This is a genomic window from Kitasatospora sp. NPDC001660 (assembly GCF_053596725.1).
Window position 1 is genome coordinate 16,014 of record NZ_JBSFGU010000049.1, and the last position, 19,875, is coordinate 35,888.

Sequence of the window (19,875 nt, forward strand, 5' to 3'; positions counted from 1 at the left end):
TCGCCGCTGATCCAGGTCAGTACCTCGCGGCCCTGCTCATCGAAGCCGAGCACGATGGTGACCTGATCGCCGTTCTGCCGCCGGGTGTGTCTCTATTCCTCCAGGCCGAGGCCGGCCTTGAGCCGGTCCAGGAAGGAGGGGTCCTTCTTCTTCGGGTACGTGAACCGCCCGACAGCCCTGCCGACCGTCCCCACGTCGGGGGGAGTGGCGGTGTACTTGACGGTGACGGTGATCTTTCCGGTGTACCCGGGGAGGAGTGCGAGAAGTCGGTCGACGCCGGTGTTGCCGATGTCAATGCAGCCGGAGGAGCCCGGCATGACGCCGCCGTGCAGGTAGAACCCGCTGCGGGTCTTGGTATTGCCGCAGCCCTTGGGAGCGGGAACGATGGTGACGGGGCTCAGTGGCACGCGGCCGGCTCCCCAGTCGCCGCCGTGCAGGGAGGTGCCGAAGGGGTCGGTGAAGTTGCCTCCGGGCAGCATCTTCAGCTGTTCGACCCTGGAGAAGGTCGCCCATTGCGTGGCCTCGAACTGGAACGTCCCTTCCGGGATGGGGCCGTTGTCGGCGATGCCGACGTAGCGTGGGTTGTTGAGGTAGGTGTCGTCCGGTTTGCCGCCGCATTTGGCCGCGTCGCCCGGGCGGACGGTGTAGGGGCGGCCGGACTGGGCGTCGGCCTGCATCAGTTGCTTGCCGTCGCCGGACACGGTGAACCTGGCGCCGTCGAAGTGTGCGGTGATCTTCTTGTACGGGGACCTGGCCTTCGCCGGGTGGCTGAACTTGGTGCCGAGCACCTCGCGTTGGACTCCGCGAGCCGGCACCGGTCGGTGCACTCCCGCCGGGCGCGCGGCATGGACCGCGTTTCCCGTGCTCTGGGCCTGGCACTCGGCGTGGTCGGACTCGGGGCCGGCGATGCGGGCCGCAGCCGGGCCGGAGTGGTCCGGAGCGGACTCCTGCTGGACGACGTGGGTCAACTCGTGGGCGAGCAGCCGCTGTCCCACCGGGGATTCGGGCGCGAACAGCCCGTGGCCGAAGACGATGTGCCGTCCGAACGTGTAGGCCCGTGCGTCGACGGCCTCGGCGGACTGCGCGGCCTGCTGGTCCGTGTGGATCCGGACACCGGTGAACGAGCGGCCGAAGTACGCCTCCATCCGGGCCTGCGTGCGCTCGTCGAGCGGGCGTCCGGGCATCGCGAGCACCTGGCCGACGATCGGGGGCGCGGTCTCGGGGACCGCATGCCCGCCGTTCGGTGACCGCTGGATCGTCCGCGACCGCACCGGGATCGCGCAGAAGTCGGCGGTGAAGGCGGGTGCCGCAGCAGTAGAGCTCGACGGATGGTGGCTGTGCTCGGGAGGGGGCGTCGAACGCGACGTCGCCCACCGTCCGGGAATCCGCTCCATGGTCATGGACGCCCACCTCCCACATCGAGTCCACACCCGCAGCCGCCGAGCCGCGACCCCAACGCGTTTCGTACCCGGACCGGCCCTGACGTGAACCAGGGGCCGTTGATCGGCGTCCGCACCAGTGTCGTGATCACCGTTGGCCCGGCCGCTCGCCGTGCGGGACGCAGCGGGGTGCTCGTATGGCCGCGCAGGCGGGCCGGGCCGGGCGGGGTGCGGTGCGCACCGGGGTGTCGCGGATGTGACCGGGGCTCTCCGGGAGGGCCCGAGGGCTCGGAGCGGGAGCTGCCACGGAGGTTCCGCCGGAGGTCGCCGAGTGCCCGGAGCGCCGCTGTCCGTGAGGAGGACCTGGGCCGGTTGTGGCTGCCTGTGGCGACGGCGGGGGAGTGGAAGCAGCATTGGCGCGGCAGGCCCGGCGATCCGTGGTGGGAGATGCGGGTCCTGCACGGGAGGCTCTGCCCGCGGTGGAAGCGCCCAGCGTGATCTGCGGTGCCGAGAGAGAAGTGGCCACCTGACTCTCAAAACCCAGGACGGCATGCCCAGTTAGACTCCCCGTTGATCAACAGTTCGTCGGGACGGGGAGAGCATGAGCATTCGTCATTTGGGTGCCGCCGCACGTGTCATAGGCCGCCGTAACGCTCTGCGCTACCTGGCGCTGGGGGTGGGGTCCGCGCTGGTCGCCGCCTGCTCCAGCAGCAGTGGGAAGGCCGCGGACGGCAGCGACGGAAAGGCGGTGGACGGCGGCGAGTCCTCCAACTCGCCTGCCTCCCCCGCTCCCTCCTCCCCGTCGACGACCGCCAGACCCACCGTGGCCGACCGCGCCTTCGACGCCTTCGTGCGCGGCAGTTGGACCGTCCAGTCGACCACCTCCCGGGGCAAGCCCGCCCAGGGGAGGGTAACGGTCGAGACCGACGGGGGAGGCAACGGCGGCTGGACCATCGCCTGGGACGGTACGGCCGGCAAGGACGCCGTCTGGGAGGGCAGCTTCCTGCTGCGCGGTGGGCATCTGTCGCTGTCCATCAGCCAGGGCCCCGGCAATCTGATCCAGGAAAGCGCCCCCGAGGCCCTCAACGTCCCGGCCACGGTGGGCGGGACCGTCCAGCTCACCCTGCCCTGGAAGCCTCCGGGCAGCGGCAACGCGGGCGAGAGCGTGGCCGTCAGCTACGACGGCACCACCCTGCGCATCGTCCACGCCGCGGGCCGCAGCACCACGACCCACGTCTGCACCCGCGCCTGAAGCGTGCCGTTCCGCTCACCTGCCGCCGGGCCTCCACCGCGCGGTCGCCTGCACCGAGCAGGACGACCTCGACCAGGCGCCGGTGATGTGGCTGCCGGTGGCCTACGCGGCTGGCCTCCACCTCTGCCCGGCCATCGGCCCTGCCCTCGGTCAGGCCGTCCGATCCACCACCACCGGCGGCGGCTCGGGCGGCCTGCTGCTCCCGGCGATGACCGGCGCCTCCTGTCGGCGAGTCGAGGGAGGTGCCAGGGTCAGCCGCGCGCGAGCTGTTCGCCCAGGACGGCGGGCAGGCCGGTCCAGTCGCAGGAGACGAACGAGGCGTGGGCGGCGGCGAGTCGGGCGACGCGGGCGGTCGCGTCGGCCTGGCTCGGCGCGGTGTCGGAGAGGGTCGGCAGGACGTTCTGTGCGTCGGTCATCACCAGGAGGTAGTGGTTGGTGTCGTACCACGAGGTGTCGATGCCGCCGTCCACGTAGGTGTGGGCGTCGCCGTCGAAGACCACGAACCAGGGGCGCAGCGCGGGGTCCGGGTAGCGGGTGCGCGGGTCTCCGGCGGCGGCGCCGAGCACCGAGGGGAAGATCTGGGCGGTTGCGAGCGTGCCGGCGGCCTGCAGTGCGGCCAGGTGCCGGGCGTACTCGGTGTCGGTCCACAGGTGGTCGAAGGGGTTCTTCATCTCGAAGGTCCCGGGGATCGCCTCCAGGATCACCTTGCCGGCGAGCGCCGAGCGGCTGGGCCAGTTGCCGGCCCGGGCGGCCGCGTCCAGGGTCGGGTAGCCGCCCAGCAGGTCGGCCGGGCGGTACACGTCGCTGCCCAGGTGGGCGTGGACCAGCTCGTCCAGCTGCGAGGGGCCGAGGCCCACCGTGGCGTCGAAGCCCGCCTTCAGCTCCAGCTTGACCATCAGGGGCGCGTGGCCCGGGTGCGCGGCCAGCCAGATCCGGATGTCGTCCAGGCAGCTGCCGAGGTCCTTGTTGGCGCCCCCGCGGTAGAGGTCGGCGGGGGTTTTGGCGTCCACGCAGTTGTTCTGGTTGCCCAGCGGCTTGGCGTGGCTGACCTTCCACTCGTGGGTGAACGGGTCGACCCAGGTGTCCAGTTCGATCAGCGAGGCGCCGGCGTCCAGGGCCTTGGCGAGGAACGGGAACTGGGCGGTGTCGTTGTAGGTGTTGTGGAGCCCGACGGAGGTGCCGGAGGCGAGAGAGAGTCCGCCGGTGGTGGCGGCGTGGGACGTGCCGGTGGAGAGGGGAAGTGCGCAGGCCACGGCGACCGCGAGGGTGGCGGCGGCACGCGTGCGGCGGGCGAGGGCTGACAGGAAGCGCATAGGTCCTCCGGGGTGCGGACGTACGGGGTCGGCCTTTCTGGCATGGCCGCCGCAGGTTAACGCGTGCCGGTGGCTGGGTGGTGTCGGTACGTCAAATCCTTGTCGCCGGAGCCCGACTGCCGTTTCGCACCACACCGCCGCACCGGCCGTCGGGCACGGCTCTCACACCTCGCGGTCGAGGCGGCGGCGCGCGGGCCTGCCGGTTCAGGTCTGGGGTGGCCGGTGGTGCTCCGTGGTCCGCGAGGACAACGAGGACGGCTGGCGGGTCTACGACGACTCGGTGCCGGTCGTCGCGAGCGCACTGGAAGCCTCCGCAACCAGAGGGGATCGAGGCTGCTCGAGCCCAGTTCGTCGCGGGCGATCTTCCGTGGCTCGCGCATGAGGGCGGAGCCGACGCCGCGTCCGCGGAATTCGGGTGGCAGTACGCCCTACTTCGGTGCCTGGAAGCCGCCGATCTTCTGCTCGAGCAGTTCGGCCAGCCGCAGCGGGGTGCGGTCCTCGAACATCGGACCGATGAGCTGCACTCCCACCGGCAGACCTTCGGGGGACCGGCCCGCTGGTACGGCGGTGGCGGGTAGGCCGGGCATGGTGGCCAGACCGGCCCAGACGAGCTGGTCGAAGTACGGGTACTCGACGCCGTCGATGTCGATCCGGCGTTCCCTCGGATCGGGGTTGTGGTCGTGCGGGAACGCGGGAGTCGGCGTGATCGGACACACCACGGCATCGAACTCGGCGAAGAGCTGCCGCCAGCCGTGACGGTGGAGCTCGCGACGGCTGTTCGCCTCGATCCAGTCGCGGTGGCTCAACACGATGCCGCGCAGCAGCGCCGCATCGAGACTCTGGTCGTCTGGGCTCAGTGCGGCGGCGCGGGTCCGCAGCTGCTCGTAGGAGTCGACGGGAAAACGTGCGGCAGAGCCCGAAAACAGCAACTGCCTGTAAAGCATGGCGGCTTCGGTCAGATCGGGAAGTAGCGGACTGTGCCGTTCGACGCGGGCGCCGCCGTCGACGAGCGCGTCGGCCACCCGGTTCACGCCCGCCCGCACAGCGGACCCGGTCGGAATGAACGGATGCTCCTCGAGGACCAAGACCCGGAAGTCGCCGAGCCGCTCGTGGCGCGCGGGCGGCAGCGTCATGTCGTACGCCACACCGTGCGTCAGCGGGTCCGGTCCGGCCATGACGTCCAGCAGGAGCGTGAGGTCGCGGGCAGTGCGCGCCATCGGACCGACGACGGCGAGGTCGAGGTCGACCGGCAATGGCGGTGCCGGCGGCGCGACCATGCCGCGGGTTGGCGCCAGTCCGAGTGTCGGCTTGTGCGCATAGATGCCGCAGAAATGCGCGGGGGTGCGCAGCGAACCGGCGAGGTCGGAGCCGATGGACAGCGCGCCGAACCCGGACGCCAGGGCCGCCGCTGATCCGCCCGAGGACCCACCCGACGTGCGACCGTGATCCCACGGATTGTTAGTGGTGCCGTAGATCTCGTTGAAGCTCTGGATATCTTGCAGTCCCAAGGGCACATTGGTCTTACCGAGCACCACCGCGCCCGCGGCCTTGAGCCGCGACACCTGTACCGCGTCCTCGGCCGGCATGTGGTTCCGGTGCAGCGGCATGCCCCAGGTCGTGGGCAGCCCGGCGACGTTGTAGGACTCCTTGACCGTCACCGGAATGCCGAGCAGCGGCCGGTCCTCACCGCGGGCGCGGGCCTGGTCGGCACCGCGCGCGGCGGCCCGTGCACGGTCGAAGTCCGGCATACAGATCGCGTTGATCGCCTTGTCGTCCCGCTCGATACGGGCGATCGCCTCGTCGGTCAGTTCCGCCGAGGTCACTTCACCGGCACGCAGGGCAGCCGCGAGTTCTTCGGCCGTCCGAAAATTCCACTCCATGAATCCGACCGTACCGGCCTCTGGAACAGGCCATGAAATGCCGCTTCGCACAACAGGATGGATGTCTCAATACTCGTCAGTTTTGTGTGGCGGAGTGCTCGACGACGCCGGCATACGCGCACGGTCGGAGACCGGGGCGACGGCGGCCCAGCCGAGCACCCGGCCCGCCTGGTCGACGGCGACCGGACGGTGCTCGGGGAGGCGGGCGGCGTCGAAGGCCTCCCAGCTCGGGGCGGTGGTCTCGAAGGGCGCGTCGCCGCCGTCGATGCCGAGCTGATGGATCGCCAGGACCTGTTCGGCGTGTTCAGGCAGCATGCCGGTGACCCGCACCGATTCGGGGACTGCGGTCATGCCTGGGCCTGGATGCCGAGGTCGGCGAGCAGGCCGCGGATCCGCTGCTCGATCTGGTCGCGGATCGGGCGCACGGCGTCGACGCCCCGGCCGGCCGGGTCCTCCAGCTTCCAGTCGAGATAGGTCTTGCCGGGGAAGAACGGGCAGGCGTCGCCGCAGCCCATGGTGATCACCACGTCGGAGGCCTGGACCGCCTCGACGGTCAGGACCTTCGGGGTCTCGGCGGAGATGTCGACCCCGACCTCGGCCAGGGCCTCGACCACCGCCGGGTTCACGGTCTCGGCCGGGGCGGAGCCGGCAGAGCGGACCTGGACCCGGTCGCCGCCGAGGCGGGTCAGGAAGGCGGCGGCCATCTGGGACCGGCCCGCGTTGTGCACGCAGACGAACAGCACGGACGGGACAGCGGGAGTGCTCACGAAAGTGGGTCCTTGATCTTCGGGACGGGCGGGAGGAGGTAGGGGTCAGCGGGCGGCTTCTGCCGGGTGGTGGTCGCCATGCGGGACGACGACGTCCTCGGCCGCCGGGGTCGGGCGGCCGAACAGCACCGCGACCAGCACGACGCCGACGGCCAGGCCGACGAGCTGGGCGGCGATGAACGGCAGCACCGAGGCGGGGGCGATACCGGCGAAGGTGTCGGTGAACGCCCGGCCGATCGTCACCGCCGGGTTCGCGAAGCTGGTCGAGGACGTGAACCAGTAAGCGGCGCCGATGAAGGAGGCGACCGCCACCGGGGCGAAGTGCGCGCGGCCGACCCGGGCCAGGCCGAAGATCAGCAGGATCAGGCCGGCGGTCGCGACGACCTCGCCCAGCCACAGATGCGGCGCCCACCGGTCATGCGTCGACCAGGCCACGAGCGGCTCGGCGAACATCGCGTCCGCGAGCACCGCCCCGCCGATCGCCCCGGCGGTCTGGGCCGGAACATAGGCCGCGACCTCCCGCAGCCCGGGCCCCTCACCGCCGCGCCGGCCGGCCCACCAGGCGGCCAGGGTTACGGCCGGGTTGAAGTGAGCACCGGAGACCGGGCCGAGCAGCAGGATCAGCACGCCGAGGCCGAACACGGTCGCGAGCGAGTTGGCCAGCAGCTGGACGCCGACGTCCTGGGAGAGCTTGGTGGCCTGGATGCCGGAGCCGACCACGACGGCGACCAGCGCGCCGGTCCCGACGAACTCCACGGCCGCCCGGCGGCCCAGCGGCGCCATCTCGGTCATCTGGACCCTCCGGCGGCCGGCGCCTGGAGCAGGGCGGAGAGCCTGGCCAGCGCGGCGGGCAGCACCCAGTAATAGACCCAGGTCCCTCGGCGCTCGGAACCGACCAATCCGGCCTCGCGCAGCACCTTGAGATGGTGGGAGATCGTCGGCTGCGACACGTCGAACGGACCGGTCAGGTCGCAGACGCAGGCCTCGCCGCCCTCATGCGAGGCGATCAGCGACAGCAGCCGCAGCCGCACCGGGTCGGAGAGGGCCTTGAACATCTTCGCCAGGTCGACGGCGGCGTCCTCGCCCAGGGGCTCGCGGACCATCGGCGAGCAGCACGAGGCCGCGTCGTCCTGGCCGAGCACCTCAAGTTTCAGATTCGACATACGTCTATGTTGACAGTCATCTATGCGGGTGGCAACGCTGCTGCGGGATGCGCTTGCGGCAGCTGATCGAAGCGCGGGGTGATCGGCTTCGATCACTGGAAGGGAGATCTGCCGCTGTAGCAATAGTCGAATGATCGGACTTTAGGGGGTGGGGCGTGTCACCGGGCAGAGATAACGCCGCACTCCATGTCGCGCACATATCATTCGAGCGTGATCAAGGATACCGATCCTCTGGAGAATTCGCAGGCTGCCGATATCGCCGGGAGTTCCCTGCCGAGTCGACGCAAGCTGCTCAGAACCACGGTTGCGACAGTCGGTGCCGTAGGTTTCGCCGGCGCACTTGCGGACGGGCGTGCCTACGCAGTCAATTCTCCGGCCGGGTCGGGTGCTTTTCGACACGGTCGGCACCAGCCGCATCCTTTGCAGCCATCGGGAGGCATGCTCGATCCGTCATCCGTCCCCAAGTACAGAACGCCGCTATTTCTTCTCGATAAAATGCCCAGCGAGGGTCGGGATTCCTACCGCATCGCGATCCGTCAGTTCCGACAGCAAATGCTGCCAATCGGGATGCCGGCCACCACGGCCTGGGGCTACGGGGCTGTGGGCCACGAGCAATCATTTCACACGCCAGGCCTGACCATTGAAGCCCGTGTGGATCGGCCGATCTCCGTGACATGGGTAAACGACCTCGTCACCTCGCGCGGCTTCTTTCTGCCCCATCTATGCACTGTGGACCCCACGTTGCATTGGGCAAACCCTCCTGGCGGACGAGCCGGACGTGATTCACGGCCTACCTTCTCGACCACTCCCGGGCCGTACACGGGACCGGTGCCCATTGTGACCCATCTGCACGGTGGGCACAGTCGAGAAGAGAGTGACGGATACCCCGAGGCCTGGTACCTGCCGGCATCTCGTGATATTCCTCGTGACTATGCTCGCGTAGGTACCTATTACGATCGGTTCGCCGAGCAGTTCCGTGACCGTTACGGCGTCCGCTGGCGCCCCGGGTCGGCAACGTTCGCGTACGGCAATGATCAGCGTCCCGCAACTCTCTGGTACCACGATCACACTCTGGGCATGACTCGGGTGAATGTCTACGCGGGCCTTGCCGGTTTCTACCTGCTGCGAGGCGGGCCTGCTGATCTCCCCTCGGGAGTACTTCCGGGGCCGGCATCGGGGCGAGACGGTGCCCACGGTGCCCGCCCCTACGAAATCCCCCTGGTAGTTCAGGACAAGTCCTTCAATGCGGACGGGTCGTTGTTCTTCCCCAGCAGTCGCGGATACTTCGGGGACACCCCGCCGGACGGTCCGTGGATCCCCTATACCGATATTTCGCCCATCTGGAACCCGGAGTTCTTCGGCACCACGATGGTCGTCAACGGGAACACCTGGCCGGTGCTCAACGTGGAACCGCGGCGGTACCGTCTGCGCATCCTCAACGCAAGCAACGCCCGTACTCTCATCTTGAAGATCGTCACTGATGCCACGGCCCCCCGCCCCGTCAGCCCCGCATTGCCCTTCTGGCAGATCGGAAACGACCAGGGATTCCTGCCGGCCCCGGTCCGGTTGGATCAACTCCTATTGGCTCCCGCAGAGCGCGCCGACGTGGTGGTCGACTTCACCGGAACCCCAGTTGGCACCGGGCTCTACTTGATCAACGAAGGCCCGGACGAGGCGTACGGAGGCGGCACACCGGTCACCGACTTCACGCCAGCGAATATCGCGACAACCGGGCAGGTCATGAAATTCACTGTCGTTCCGCTTGCCTCCACCGATACCAGCGTCCCGCCGTCACAGATCGTGCTTCCTCCGGTCCCGGCGCTTCCCGACAGCCGAACGGTCGGGAAGCTGTCGCTCAACGAGGAGGACTCCGTGTACTTCACCGGAGCGCCCACGATGGACACACTTGGCACGGTTGCGTCAAGTGGCTCAGCCACTCCGCTCCTGTGGTCGGACCCGGTCACCGAGACGCCGGTGAAGGACGACACCGAAATCTGGGAACTGTACAACTTCACCAGCGACGCACACCCTATCCACATCCATCAGATCGGATTCCAGGTCCTCGGCCGCCAAGCCATCACGGGCGGCGTGTTGTCACCCCCGCAGGCGGGGGAAGGCGGATATAAGGACACTGTGATCGCATTGCCAAGTTATATCACCCGCGTCAAGGTTCGCTTTGACATTGCGGGTCGGTACGTCTGGCACTGTCACATTATTGACCACGAGGACAATGAAATGATGCGGCCGTTGCAGGTGCTTGATCAGCGCGGCCATTGAGATCTTTCAGCGGTGCTCACTCGGCGGCGGGATGAAGGAAGCAGGAGTCTGCGACCGGCTGCCCTGGTGGCTGCGGTGCTGGGTTCGGCGATCGTTCTGCCGAGGTAGCTCATCGGGCTCGCTCAAGGCCGGCTGTCGCCGGGCGCGAGCGGGCTGGTGACCTCGGCGATCGTCGAGGTGGAGCCGGCTCTCGATGGTCCACTGTGACCTGGCGAGTCGGCCCAGGCGCTGGGGCGATGCCTGCTGGGAGGTCAGGCCGCCGCCGCGTAGGCCGGCCGGAACACAACGTGTCGCTCCAGGTCCTGGGCTTCGGAGTAGCACAAGCCCACTTCGGTCAGCTGCTCACGGACCGCGTCGACATCGATCGGCTCCCCAGTAGCAGCTTTGCGGATCCCGCGCACCGCGTCCGGGATCGAGAGCACGGGCTCATCGCTCAACTCCTCGTCCTCCTGTCCAACGCGGTCGAGCGGGGGCGCGATGAGGCTGTGCAGGTGGGCCACCTGCTCATGCAGGTCCACCTTTCCGGCGAACTCATCGATAGCTCCTGGCAATTCGGAGTACGTCGCATCTGTCATACAAGTCCGGATAGCACGAGGTGCGGACATCTCCGTCCTTGCGAGCCCATCGGTGTCTGTCGGACCGGGGCGACTATGGCGCGACCTCATATCAGGCACTAAATCTGTTAGTTGGCGAACCTTTGTTGGCGAATCCTGGTTCCATCGCCCCGAGTTACGGTCACTTCCGGAGATCTGCTTCCCCAGGTAGGCGGCTTGTGCTGCTGTGGGTGCGTGAGCGCGGCAACGCGGCGAAGATGTGCGCCGGCGGTGACTCGCTCTCCCCAGGGGTCAGGGGAATGCCTCGCTTGGTCCTCTCGGGCAGGGCGTCATCCCCAGGATGCCCATGACTGGACGAACAGCGAGCCCCCCGCTCGCCTTCCGAAGGAGCAGATATGTCCGCTTTCAAGCCCGCGGCGCGTCTGGCGCAGGCTCTGTGCCTCGGCATCGTGTGCCTTGGCGTCTCCAGCTCCCCGGCTGCCGCGCAGACGGCCGTCCCGTGCAACACGGGTCTCCTCGCCGCAGCGATCACCGCCGCCAACGCCACGGGAGACACCCTCGTCCTCGCCTCGGGCTGCACCTACGCCCTGAGCGCGCCGCTGCCCGACATCACCGGGAATGTCGTCATCGACGCCAACGGCAGCACGATCACCCGGTCGTCCGGGTCGGCGTTCCGCATTCTCGTCGTCGACGGGGGTGGCGATCTCAACCTGCGGAACGCGTTCATCACCAACGGCGACGGCACTGGCACCTTCGGCGGAGGGATCGCCAACGCGGGGACTCTCACCGTCACGGGCAGCACGATCAGCAACAGTCGCGCCGACTTCGCGGGCGCCATCGGCACTACCTTCGGGGCGCACACCACCATCGTCGACAGCAGCATCGTGAGCAACGTGGCGACGCAGAACGGCGGAGGCCTGACCAACGACGGCAGCACGACTGTCATCCGCAGCCACGTCGCCGGCAACGTGGCCGGCGTACAGGGAGGCGGGATCGCCAACGCCGGCATCCTGCGGATCCAGGACAGCGAGATCAACAGCAACGAGGCGAACACCGCCGGTGGGATCGCCAACCTCGGCGGCGGATCCGTCGACCTCTACCAGTCCCACGTCAACGCGAACACCGCCGCGAGTGCTCCCGGCGGCATCACGAACGTCGCCGGCAGCGTCCGTCTGGTCGCCACCGACGTCAGTGGCAACTCGCCCACCAACTGCTGGGGCAGCCCGCTTTTCATCGCCGACTGCACCGGCTGTCGCGAGAGCCCGGGTACGGCCATATCCCGGTACGTCGAAGCGGCCTCGACGTACGGGGGTGCCTGCCGGACTGACAACTCCATGAACCGGACTGCCCCGAACCCAGCGGAACCGGGTGGTCCGACAGCGAGCCGACCAGCCCCGGTGCCACGCAGCATCGGGGCTTCGGCATGCCCCGCAGCAGGTGCCACGGACACCTTCGGTCGCGCTGACTGGGCGTTTCATCCGACTCTCGGCGCATCAGGCGCCTCGGCAGCATCGTGCGTCACTGCAGTTGCGGAGTGCCTCCGGGTGCGTGGCCGACGGCGGTGTTGCCATGGCTGCCGTCGGCCAGGGTGGTTGAAGCTCAGGCGTTGTCCCGGTCGTAGCGGCGGTACTGGTCGGTGAGTTTGTGGCGGGTTTCCGGGCCCGGGGTGCGGGCCAGGCCTGGAGGAGGTGGTCTTCGACGGGGGTGCCGTCGATGTCGCCGAGGTCCCTGGCGGCGTCGCGACCGCGGGTGTGGACACGGATCCGGTAGGTTCCGGCACCGCGGTGGCTGACGGGCGGCAGCGCGCGGACGCGGTCGTCGGGGATCGGGCCGTGGATGGTTGTCGCGTCGGTGAGGCGCATGCTGACCTCGACCACGTCGTCCCACCCGTCCAGCGGGAGGGGCAGTGCCTGGTCGTACGGCTCGTACCGCAGCCGTACCGGCCCGAACTCGGTGCCGGTCATGACGATCGCGAAGCTGTCGCCGCGGGTGGGGTGTTCGGCTGAGTGGACGGAGGAGATGTCGGTGCTGCTTTCCGGGGCGTCGGCTTCTTTGGCCATGCTGCCGAGGTTGTCGGCTCGTGCCTCCTATGCGGCACCGGTGGTGGCGCGCCAGCTGACGGGGAGGGCTGGTCAAGTTCCTGGACCGCCAGGCGCGAGATGGCAGAGCGGACGCGAGTAGGGATCGGTTCGGGCCGACCCGGCCCCGAGGATGGCTCTCGGGACCAGGTCGTGGCCGGTCAGCGACGGTGGACCGGCTCGACGGGAAGATCGCTGGGTATAGTGCAGGCGTTTCGGGGGGCCGACGGCGGGGAGTTCGTCGACTTGACGCGCCACCTCGCGTTCGCGGACATCCAGGACGCTGCGGGAGCCCCCGATGACCACACGCTTAGGAGGCCGTCCCATGGAATCCGTCACGCTGATCACCGGTGGCTCGACCGGAATCGGCGCCGCCACCGCCCGCGTCCTGCTCAAGCAGGGCCACCATGTGGCCGTCACCGGACGTGACGCGGACAAGCTGGCCGCCTTCGCCGCTTCGGCCGGAGCGGGCGAGCGGCTGCTGACGATCACCGGCGACACCAGCGACGAGCACGACGTCGCCTCCGCCGTGCGCCGCGTGGTGGACGTGTGGGGCCGACTGGACAACGTCATCGCCAACGCCGGCTTCTCACTGCCCGGCAACCTGGAGAGCCACGCCCCCGAGGACATGCGCGCCATGGTCCTCACCAACGTCCTGGGCCCGGCCCTGCTGGTGCGGGAGACCCTGCCGCACCTCAGGGAGTCCAAGGGCCGGATCGTGATCATCGGTTCGGTCGCCGGGGTGCGCAACACGCCTGGCAACCTGTACTCGGTCACCAAGTGGGCCGCGCACGCGCTGGCCGAGAACACCCGGCTGTTGGTCGGCAAGGACGGAGTCGGCGTGACCGTCGTCGCCCCCGGGGTGGTGGACACCCCGTTCTGGAACGAGCGCGGCGGCACTCCCGACGCCTCGCCGACGATGACCCCCGAGCAGATCGCGAACACGATCGCCTTCGCCATCAACCAGCCCGTGGGCGTGGACATCAACCACATCACCGTGCGCCCGACCGGCCAGCTCGGCTGACGCAGCGCTCCCAACGACCGTACGACAAAGGCTCCTTCGGCCCTCGCCGCGTACCACGCGGCGCCGGCCGAAGGCGTGCCGGGAGCGAGCGTCCGCCGGCCTAAACCGACGACGGCGTCGCCTGGGCCGAAACCGGCCCGGAGCCGGCTCGGCCGGCCAGCCCCGGGCCACCAGGGCCAGCAGGTGGTGCGCGGCGGCGACCTGGGCGAGCAGGACCTGGCGGCGGCGCGGTCGCCGACATCCGCTGCGGTGACCGTCACCGCGAGCAGGAGGCCGAGGGTGTCGACCATGCTGGCCTCGGCCCGCTGCCTGTGCTCCTCGCCGCGGCCCCGGCTCTGCGCGTGGCCAGCACCCAACAGCCGGCCCAGAGCGCGAGGACGCCGCGACCCGGGGGCTCAATCAGCCCGAACGCCCCAGCCCGGGTCGACCGGTGTGAGAACTCCGAGCCGGTCCTCGATCGCCTCGGCCGCGGCCAAACACAGGTCCTCGCGGAACGCGCGCCCGACGATCTGCACTCCGGATGGCAGCCCGTCGGCCATCCCGGTCGGCACGGCCACCCCAGGCACGCCCACGAAGCTGGTCACGGTGCACAGGCGCATTCCCGACCCGACGCGGTCCCGTCCGGCCCGGTCGCGCGACTCCAGCCCGGGTTCGACGGGCGGTTCGGTGAACGACGGGCCGAGCAGGAGCGGGTAGTCGTCGAGGAATTCGGCCCAGGAACGGCGGATGTTCATCCAGGCGCCCATGAGCTTCATGAACTCCTCCGCGCTCGCGGGCGGGGTCTGCTCCATCGTCATCCCGATGAAGCGGTCGCCGCCCTCGCCGAGCAGCTTGCGCACCACTGGCCAGGTCGGGGCGAACTCGGTCACGGTGATCCGGCCGTAGGCGTCGAGCGCTTCGTCCAGCCGTGGCACGTCCGGCACTTCGCGCACGTCGTACCCGGCGTCCCACAGCGCGTCGGCCGCGGTCGCGACGGCCGCGCGCACCGTGGGGTGGACGCCGCGCCCGCCGGGGTCCGCCACGACCGCGACCTTCACCGGCCCGGGGAGGGACTCGCCGTACACGGGCACCGGCACGGCCCGCGGGTCCCGCGGATCGGTGCCGGCCAACACCTCGTACGCCAGCCGTAGATCACCCACACTCCGGGCGAGCGGGCCGTCGGTGACCAGCAGTTGGGAGGCGGGGCCGGGGTCGTCCGCACCGAGGATCCGATGGTCGGCAGGGAAGCGGCCGGCGGTCGGCTTCAGCCCGGCCACCCCGCAGAACTGGGCCGGAATCCGCACCGATCCCCCGGAGTCGTTGCCGAGCCCGAGCGCAACCATGCCCGTGGCGACGGCCACCGCGTCACCCCCGCTCGATCCGCCGGGAGTCCGGCCGCGGTCCCAGGGATTGACCGTGTCCCCGAACAGCTCGCTGCGCGTGTGCATCCCGGCCACGATCAGGGTGGGCATGTTGCTGTGCCCGATCGGGATCGCCCCGGCCGCGCGCAGCCGGGCCACCGGGGGCGCGTCCGCCGGTGCCACCAGATCGCGGAAGCGCGGGGTGCCGAACGTGGTCGGCACGCCCTCGATGGCCGTGGACTCCTTCACCGTGAACGGCACCCCCGCGAGGGGTCCCAGCTCCTCGCCGGCGACCCGCTGGCGGTCCGTCCACTCGGCGGCCTCCCGGGCGCGCTCCGCGAGGAGCTGGGTGACCGCATTCACCTCCGGGTTGACCTCGGCGATGCGCTCCAGATGGCTCTCCACCAGCTCAACGGCGGAGACCTCACCACCGCGCACCGCCTCCGCCTGCGCGGCAGCCGGCAGCTTCCACAGGGCATCCCCCATGATTCTCGCCCTCCCCATCCACGTTCCGATGCGCTTGCATCGGAACTGTAGCCCGGGAACCGATACGCCCGCATCGAATAACGCATCGATTGACGGAGGCCCGGGCATGCCCAGACAGGTTGATCACGAGGACCGGCGCCACCGCCGCCTTTGTCGCGCAGGCCGTAGTCAGTGAGCCGCTCACGGACGCGCCGAAGGCCGGCCACGCAGCCCTGCGCGAGGCGTTCACCCAGCTCATCCGGGAAGTCGGCGAGAGACCGGACGCGCTGCGCCCGTCGACCCGCAGCGCGAGGCCCACACCCCCCTCGCCCTCGCCGACGGCCTCACCGCCCACGTCCTCATCGGCCGCCTCACCTCGCAAGAGGCGCAGGACGTCCTGCACGCGCACCTGGGCAACCTCTGGGAGCGGCACGTCCTACCGGGGCACACCACCTTGAATGTCCCGGCCCGCCGACCCGCGATCTGACTCACCGTCCACCATTCGGGCCCGCCGTCCAACCGCGGGCAAGCCCTCACCCGCGCTCTTCGACCCCACCCTCCCCACACCCTTGACCAGCTCAATGGATGGTCCGCTCGGAGATGGCGGTACGGCCCGGGGCGCCGGCTGTTCGGGTGCGCTGCACGCGACGGCAGTGGACGAGGCGGACCTCTCGCCGCGGATTCTTGCGTTTCAGATCCACCTATTTCGTCCGCTCGCTCGGGCCTTCGTTCGCTCGTTCGGGTGCGATGCGGCGGGGTGCCCGTTGCACCGGTCACCCCCGGGTTTCAGCCGGTCTTGCGGGGCTTGCACGATCCCTGAGCTGCGCCCGTCGACTCTGCGGAGTGGCCCGTCCGACCTTTTTCGTCGGGCGGACCGGCGCTCTGGCGTGCCACGTCGTGGGTGCGGGCTGTCCCATCGGCCCCGTGCGTTGCCGGATGGCCAGAACTCCTCTTCGTTGTCACGAAGTTGACATGTCACGGTAAGGATCAATAGCGCAATCCTTCTATCACAGGGAGTATTCGTGAAGATCACGCGTCTGCTGACCGTTCCCGCCGTCGGCCTGGCCCTGACGGCGGCCACGGTGACCGCCTCCGCCGCTGCGACGGCGGAACCGCAGGCTGTGACCAACACCGTCTCTCTCTCCGCCGCGGACGGCGGCGGGACCTTCAACGTGGCCAGCGGGGACGTGGTTCAGGTGCACCTGGGCGCCGTGCGCGATGGCAGCCTGACGTGGGTCTGGACCGTTCCGACGGCCACGTCGACGAGCGTGCTGCTCCGGACCGGCGGCGGCAACTCGACGCTCGGCGACGCGGACGCGACCTTCAGTGCCATCGCCACCGGGGCGAGCGACATCACGGCGCAGCGGAGGTGCGTGCCGGACCCGGGCTCCGTGTGCCCGATGATCATCTACACGTGGCGGGCCACGGTCAACGTCTCCTGAGCGCAGGGGCAACGGCGGTCCTCGGAGCCGGCGGGCGCGCTCGCCGGTTCCGAGGGCCCCACTGGGCGCCAACTGGACGAGCTGGTCGGCTGGTTGGCGCCTATCGCGTCGTCGGCGAGCTCCCGTGTGGCCGAGATCTCCTCGTCCCTGCTCTGCCGCCCTGTCGGGCACTGTGATTTTGTGCGGTTCAGCGCGGTGTCAGGGGCTGAAGCGACTGGGATCGGGAGTTGCTCGGCGGGGTGGGCCTGCTGGGCCCTGGGGAGCTCAGTGCGACCAGTACGGGTCGTCGACGGTCGCGTCGGCGGGGTCGCCCGGGCGGGACCCGGGCACGTGGTCGGCGGCCAGGTCGCCGTACTCGTCGGGGGCGTACTGGACGCTGTCCTGGCTGATTGTGATCGTCGCCCGGACGGTGCGCGGGCCGGGTTCGTTCATCCGACTTTCCTGGAGGGAGAGTTCGGCCCGGAGGCCGTTGGGGTCGGTGGTGCGGAGAATCCGGTCGGCGCCGGCGATTCCGCTCTCCGGGATCGTGTCGACGGTGGTCAGCGGGCACCGCATCCTCAGCCACGCGTCCGTGATGCGGCGCTCCAGTTCGGCCTCGTGCCCGACGAGGACGACGGTGCGCGTCTTCAGAGTCCGATGGACATGGGACGACGGACTCTGCTTGCCGTGCTGGCGCGGCTCGTCGCGTTGGATCTGGTATCCGCTGTCGTGGAAGACCAGGCCGGGGCCGATGGCCGCTGTCGTCTGGCGGAGGAAGTTCTCGCCGTCGTCGCGCAAGTCGGCGGCCTTGACGTCGTACCGGTCGACGGGGTCGTCGGGGGAGTCGGGACCCACCATCATCCAGCCGACGAACGGCAAGGCGAAGAAGAGGACGACGAGCGTCACCGCACCGCAGCCGGCGGCTCCCAGGAAGCTCTTGAGTTCGCTCTTGCCGGACATGCTCGTCTCCCCCGATTCAGCGGTGATCACGACGCGGCCAGCCTAGAAACGCGGTCCACGGCGGGCCTGAGTATCCGTACTCAAAAGTGTGCCGACGGCGTACCTGGGCGGGCGCCGTGAGAGCGTCCGGGCCCGGCCGTCGAGCCTGCCCTGCAAGCGGATGCTGAGGGGCCGGAAACCTGTGGCGGCGGTCCCGGATCCTCCGAAATACTCGGCTCGTGCGTGTGAACTTCGACGGGGTCACCCCAATGCCGCGAATGTTGCTGCTCAGTGAGTTCTCGCTCCACTCCGACTTCCATGTCGGACTGAACAGGCCGATGTTCGTCGCGGCGGGCGACCGGGTCTCATACGAGGACGGCGACATCGTGGTGACTCGCCCAACCGGTGAGCGGCGCAGGCACCCAGCCCGCAACAGCTACTGGATCTGCCGCTGATGGCCCGGCGGTCAAAATCGCTTGGCGAACGGTCAAGATCATCTGTCACAGGACGCCGGCTGTCACGGGGGGCGTCCATCGTGGCGGCCAGGGCGGGCAGCTCCCGTTCCAGCTCGCCGAGCACCGCGCGTGGCATCGCCGCGGCCAGCGCGCAGACCGCGACCAGCGCGATCCGCTCGCCCGCGGTCCGGTAGGACCACTTCGCGGGACGCCATCATCCGGGGTGGATCGGTCGGTCCGCGTGTGTCGAATCGTCGTCCGCACGACGAACGGTGTTTTGATTTCACGACGCGGCACGTCGGGAGGCGAACACGTGGCTACTGAAGCGGGGCCGGGACCGACCGGAACAGGCGCAGGGGCATCGCGACGCCGCGTCCTGACCACGGCCATGCTGGGATCGGCATTCGCGGCACTGCCGGGACGGGCCGTCGGTGCCGGGCAGGACGCCTTGCACGAAGGGGCGTACGGCGACCCGGACCACGCCCGCGGAGATGAGGCGGGCACTGACGGCAGGGAGGCCGGCGCGCTGGTGCGTCCGGCTGAGAGCGTCGCGGGGGACTGGACTCACGTCGCGGCAGAGCTGGGCCGCAAGGGCAGCATGCTGGGCAACCTGATCTACCGGACGGCTTTCCCGCGCACCGACCTGCATGTCGTCTCCCACGGCGTCACCGTGTCGCCGGAACTCGCCGTCGGCTCGCACGTGTCCTTCATCCGCTATGCCGACAACACCACCCTGACCATGGGAGAACTGGCCGTCACCGAGGCGGAACTGCCCCCGGTGATCGGCGCGCTGCAGTCACACGGCATCGAGCAGGTGGCCATTCACAACCACCTGCCCGCTCACACTCCCCGTCTCGTGTGGATCCATACGCACGGACACGGTCCGAACGCCCTGGCCCTGGCCCGCGGCCTGCGCGCCGCGTTCGCCCACACGGGCACGCCGCCCGCCAAGTCCTCGACGACTCACCCGAAGAAGCTGGAGCTGGACACGGCGGGCATCGACGCCGCCCTGGGCACCCCAGGCACTGTCTACGGCAGTGTCTACAAGTCCGCCTTCCTGCGCCGCGAGACGATCACCGACGGCAGCTATGTCCTGCCGCCCGGGTCCGGGGCGACCACGGCCTTCAGCTTCCAGCCGGTGGGGGGAGGCCGCGCTGCGCTCAGCGGGGATGTCGCCGTGCTGGCCGGGGAGGCGCAGCATGTGCTGGCCGTACTCCAGCGCGACGGGATCGGGATCGTCGAACTGCACAATCACGGCTTGGTCGACTCGCCCCGCATGTTCTTCATCCACGTCTGGGCCGTCGGCGACGCCGTGAAGATTGCGCGGGCCCTGCACGGTGCGGTGGCCGCCACCAACGCCGTACCCGCCCATGGGGCAGGAGGGGGCGAGTAGCGGGCCTGACGGCAGCGGCCCATGGGCCGTGGCCACGAGAACCGCTTCCTCGGCGACCCCATCGTGGCTGTGCGGGGTCGGCCGTGTGCCCGTCCGGGCACGGTTTCGCGCTGGTCGGCCCCGACCTGCCGCCCAACCGGACGACAGTTGCCCCTCCAACCGACACGAACAGGGC

General features: G+C 69.7%; 17 protein-coding genes and 2 pseudogenes. 9 read left to right on the forward strand and 10 right to left on the reverse strand.

What is annotated here, in order from left to right; translation table 11 throughout:
- Positions 1-92 precede the first annotated feature (92 nt).
- On the reverse strand, positions 93-1,400 hold the full coding sequence (locus ACWCXH_RS33000) for an eCIS core domain-containing protein (RefSeq protein ID WP_449805180.1): 1,308 nt from the start codon (positions 1,398-1,400) through the stop codon (positions 93-95).
- A 580-nt stretch (positions 1,401-1,980) separates the two neighbouring features.
- Here ACWCXH_RS33000 and ACWCXH_RS33005 point away from each other — a divergent pair.
- The gene (locus ACWCXH_RS33005) at positions 1,981-2,631 is read left to right on the forward strand and encodes a hypothetical protein (RefSeq protein WP_449805181.1); all 651 of its coding nucleotides are present in this window, start codon (positions 1,981-1,983) and stop codon (positions 2,629-2,631) included.
- Between the two features lie 251 nt (positions 2,632-2,882).
- Here the strand turns inward: ACWCXH_RS33005 and ACWCXH_RS33010 are convergent, their stop codons facing one another.
- The 6 genes and pseudogenes from ACWCXH_RS33010 to ACWCXH_RS33035 form a co-directional block, all read right to left on the reverse strand.
- Positions 2,883-3,944, reverse strand: a complete 1,062-nt coding sequence (locus ACWCXH_RS33010) for a phosphatidylinositol-specific phospholipase C domain-containing protein (protein ID WP_449805182.1) — start codon at positions 3,942-3,944, stop codon at positions 2,883-2,885.
- A 428-nt stretch (positions 3,945-4,372) separates the two neighbouring features.
- Positions 4,373-5,824, reverse strand: a complete 1,452-nt coding sequence (locus ACWCXH_RS33015; RefSeq protein ID WP_449805183.1) for an amidase — start codon at positions 5,822-5,824, stop codon at positions 4,373-4,375.
- 91 nt (positions 5,825-5,915) lie between these two features.
- A pseudogene (locus ACWCXH_RS33020) lies at positions 5,916-6,175 on the reverse strand (N-acetyltransferase family protein); the annotation flags it as partial.
- Positions 6,172-6,591 carry an arsenate reductase ArsC gene (locus ACWCXH_RS33025; protein ID WP_449805184.1) on the reverse strand — a complete coding sequence of 140 codons (420 nt, stop codon included), beginning with the start codon at positions 6,589-6,591 and terminating at the stop codon, positions 6,172-6,174. The pseudogene ACWCXH_RS33020 and the gene ACWCXH_RS33025, both read right to left, overlap by 4 nt.
- Before the next feature lie 45 nt (positions 6,592-6,636).
- Positions 6,637-7,383 (reverse strand): aquaporin, encoded by a 747-nt coding sequence (locus ACWCXH_RS33030; protein ID WP_449805185.1) that lies wholly within the window; start codon positions 7,381-7,383, stop codon positions 6,637-6,639.
- Positions 7,380-7,754, reverse strand: coding sequence for an ArsR/SmtB family transcription factor (locus tag ACWCXH_RS33035; protein WP_449805186.1), 375 nt, complete (start codon positions 7,752-7,754; stop codon positions 7,380-7,382). The genes ACWCXH_RS33030 and ACWCXH_RS33035 overlap by 4 nt, the downstream gene beginning before the upstream one ends.
- A 210-nt stretch (positions 7,755-7,964) precedes the next feature.
- Here ACWCXH_RS33035 and ACWCXH_RS33040 point away from each other — a divergent pair, with 210 nt between their 5' ends.
- The gene (locus tag ACWCXH_RS33040; RefSeq protein WP_449805187.1) at positions 7,965-10,031 is read left to right on the forward strand and encodes a multicopper oxidase family protein; all 2,067 of its coding nucleotides are present in this window, start codon (positions 7,965-7,967) and stop codon (positions 10,029-10,031) included.
- A 251-nt stretch (positions 10,032-10,282) separates the two neighbouring features.
- Here ACWCXH_RS33040 and ACWCXH_RS33045 read toward each other — a convergent pair whose 3' ends face one another.
- Positions 10,283-10,606, reverse strand: a complete 324-nt coding sequence (locus ACWCXH_RS33045; protein WP_449805188.1) for a hypothetical protein — start codon at positions 10,604-10,606, stop codon at positions 10,283-10,285.
- 374 nt (positions 10,607-10,980) lie between these two features.
- Between ACWCXH_RS33045 and ACWCXH_RS33050 the strand changes: the two genes are divergently transcribed.
- From ACWCXH_RS33050 to ACWCXH_RS33060, 3 genes are all read left to right on the forward strand, one after another.
- Entirely contained in the window at positions 10,981-12,225 is a 1,245-nt protein-coding gene (locus tag ACWCXH_RS33050) for a hypothetical protein (RefSeq protein ID WP_449805189.1), read from the forward strand.
- Positions 12,226-12,273: 48 nt separating this feature from the next.
- Positions 12,274-12,591 (forward strand): hypothetical protein, encoded by a 318-nt coding sequence (locus ACWCXH_RS33055; RefSeq protein ID WP_449805190.1) that lies wholly within the window; start codon positions 12,274-12,276, stop codon positions 12,589-12,591.
- 397 nt (positions 12,592-12,988) lie between these two features.
- Positions 12,989-13,687 carry an SDR family oxidoreductase gene (locus ACWCXH_RS33060; RefSeq protein WP_449805191.1) on the forward strand — a complete coding sequence of 233 codons (699 nt, stop codon included), beginning with the start codon at positions 12,989-12,991 and terminating at the stop codon, positions 13,685-13,687.
- A gap of 395 nt (positions 13,688-14,082) precedes the next feature.
- On the opposite strand, the gene ACWCXH_RS33065 is transcribed toward ACWCXH_RS33060, so the two are convergent.
- A complete protein-coding gene (locus tag ACWCXH_RS33065) occupies positions 14,083-15,513 on the reverse strand; it encodes an amidase (RefSeq protein ID WP_449805192.1) in 1,431 nt (476 codons plus the stop codon).
- A gap of 316 nt (positions 15,514-15,829) precedes the next feature.
- Between ACWCXH_RS33065 and ACWCXH_RS33070 the strand changes: the two are divergent.
- A pseudogene (locus ACWCXH_RS33070) lies at positions 15,830-15,979 on the forward strand (TetR family transcriptional regulator); the annotation flags it as partial.
- Between the two features lie 535 nt (positions 15,980-16,514).
- Positions 16,515-16,934, forward strand: coding sequence for a hypothetical protein (locus tag ACWCXH_RS33075; RefSeq protein ID WP_449805193.1), 420 nt, complete (start codon positions 16,515-16,517; stop codon positions 16,932-16,934).
- A gap of 264 nt (positions 16,935-17,198) precedes the next feature.
- Here the strand turns inward: ACWCXH_RS33075 and ACWCXH_RS33080 are convergent, their stop codons facing one another.
- The gene (locus ACWCXH_RS33080) at positions 17,199-17,873 is read right to left on the reverse strand and encodes a hypothetical protein (protein ID WP_449805194.1); all 675 of its coding nucleotides are present in this window, start codon (positions 17,871-17,873) and stop codon (positions 17,199-17,201) included.
- Positions 17,874-18,091: 218 nt separating this feature from the next.
- Here ACWCXH_RS33080 and ACWCXH_RS33085 point away from each other — a divergent pair, with 218 nt between their 5' ends.
- Together ACWCXH_RS33085 and ACWCXH_RS33090 are read left to right on the forward strand one after the other, a co-directional pair.
- The gene (locus ACWCXH_RS33085; RefSeq protein ID WP_449805195.1) at positions 18,092-18,307 is read left to right on the forward strand and encodes a hypothetical protein; all 216 of its coding nucleotides are present in this window, start codon (positions 18,092-18,094) and stop codon (positions 18,305-18,307) included.
- A 313-nt stretch (positions 18,308-18,620) separates the two neighbouring features.
- Complete coding sequence (locus ACWCXH_RS33090) at positions 18,621-19,700, forward strand: DUF1259 domain-containing protein (RefSeq protein ID WP_449805196.1); 1,080 nt, start codon at positions 18,621-18,623, stop codon at positions 19,698-19,700.
- Positions 19,701-19,875 lie beyond the last annotated feature (175 nt).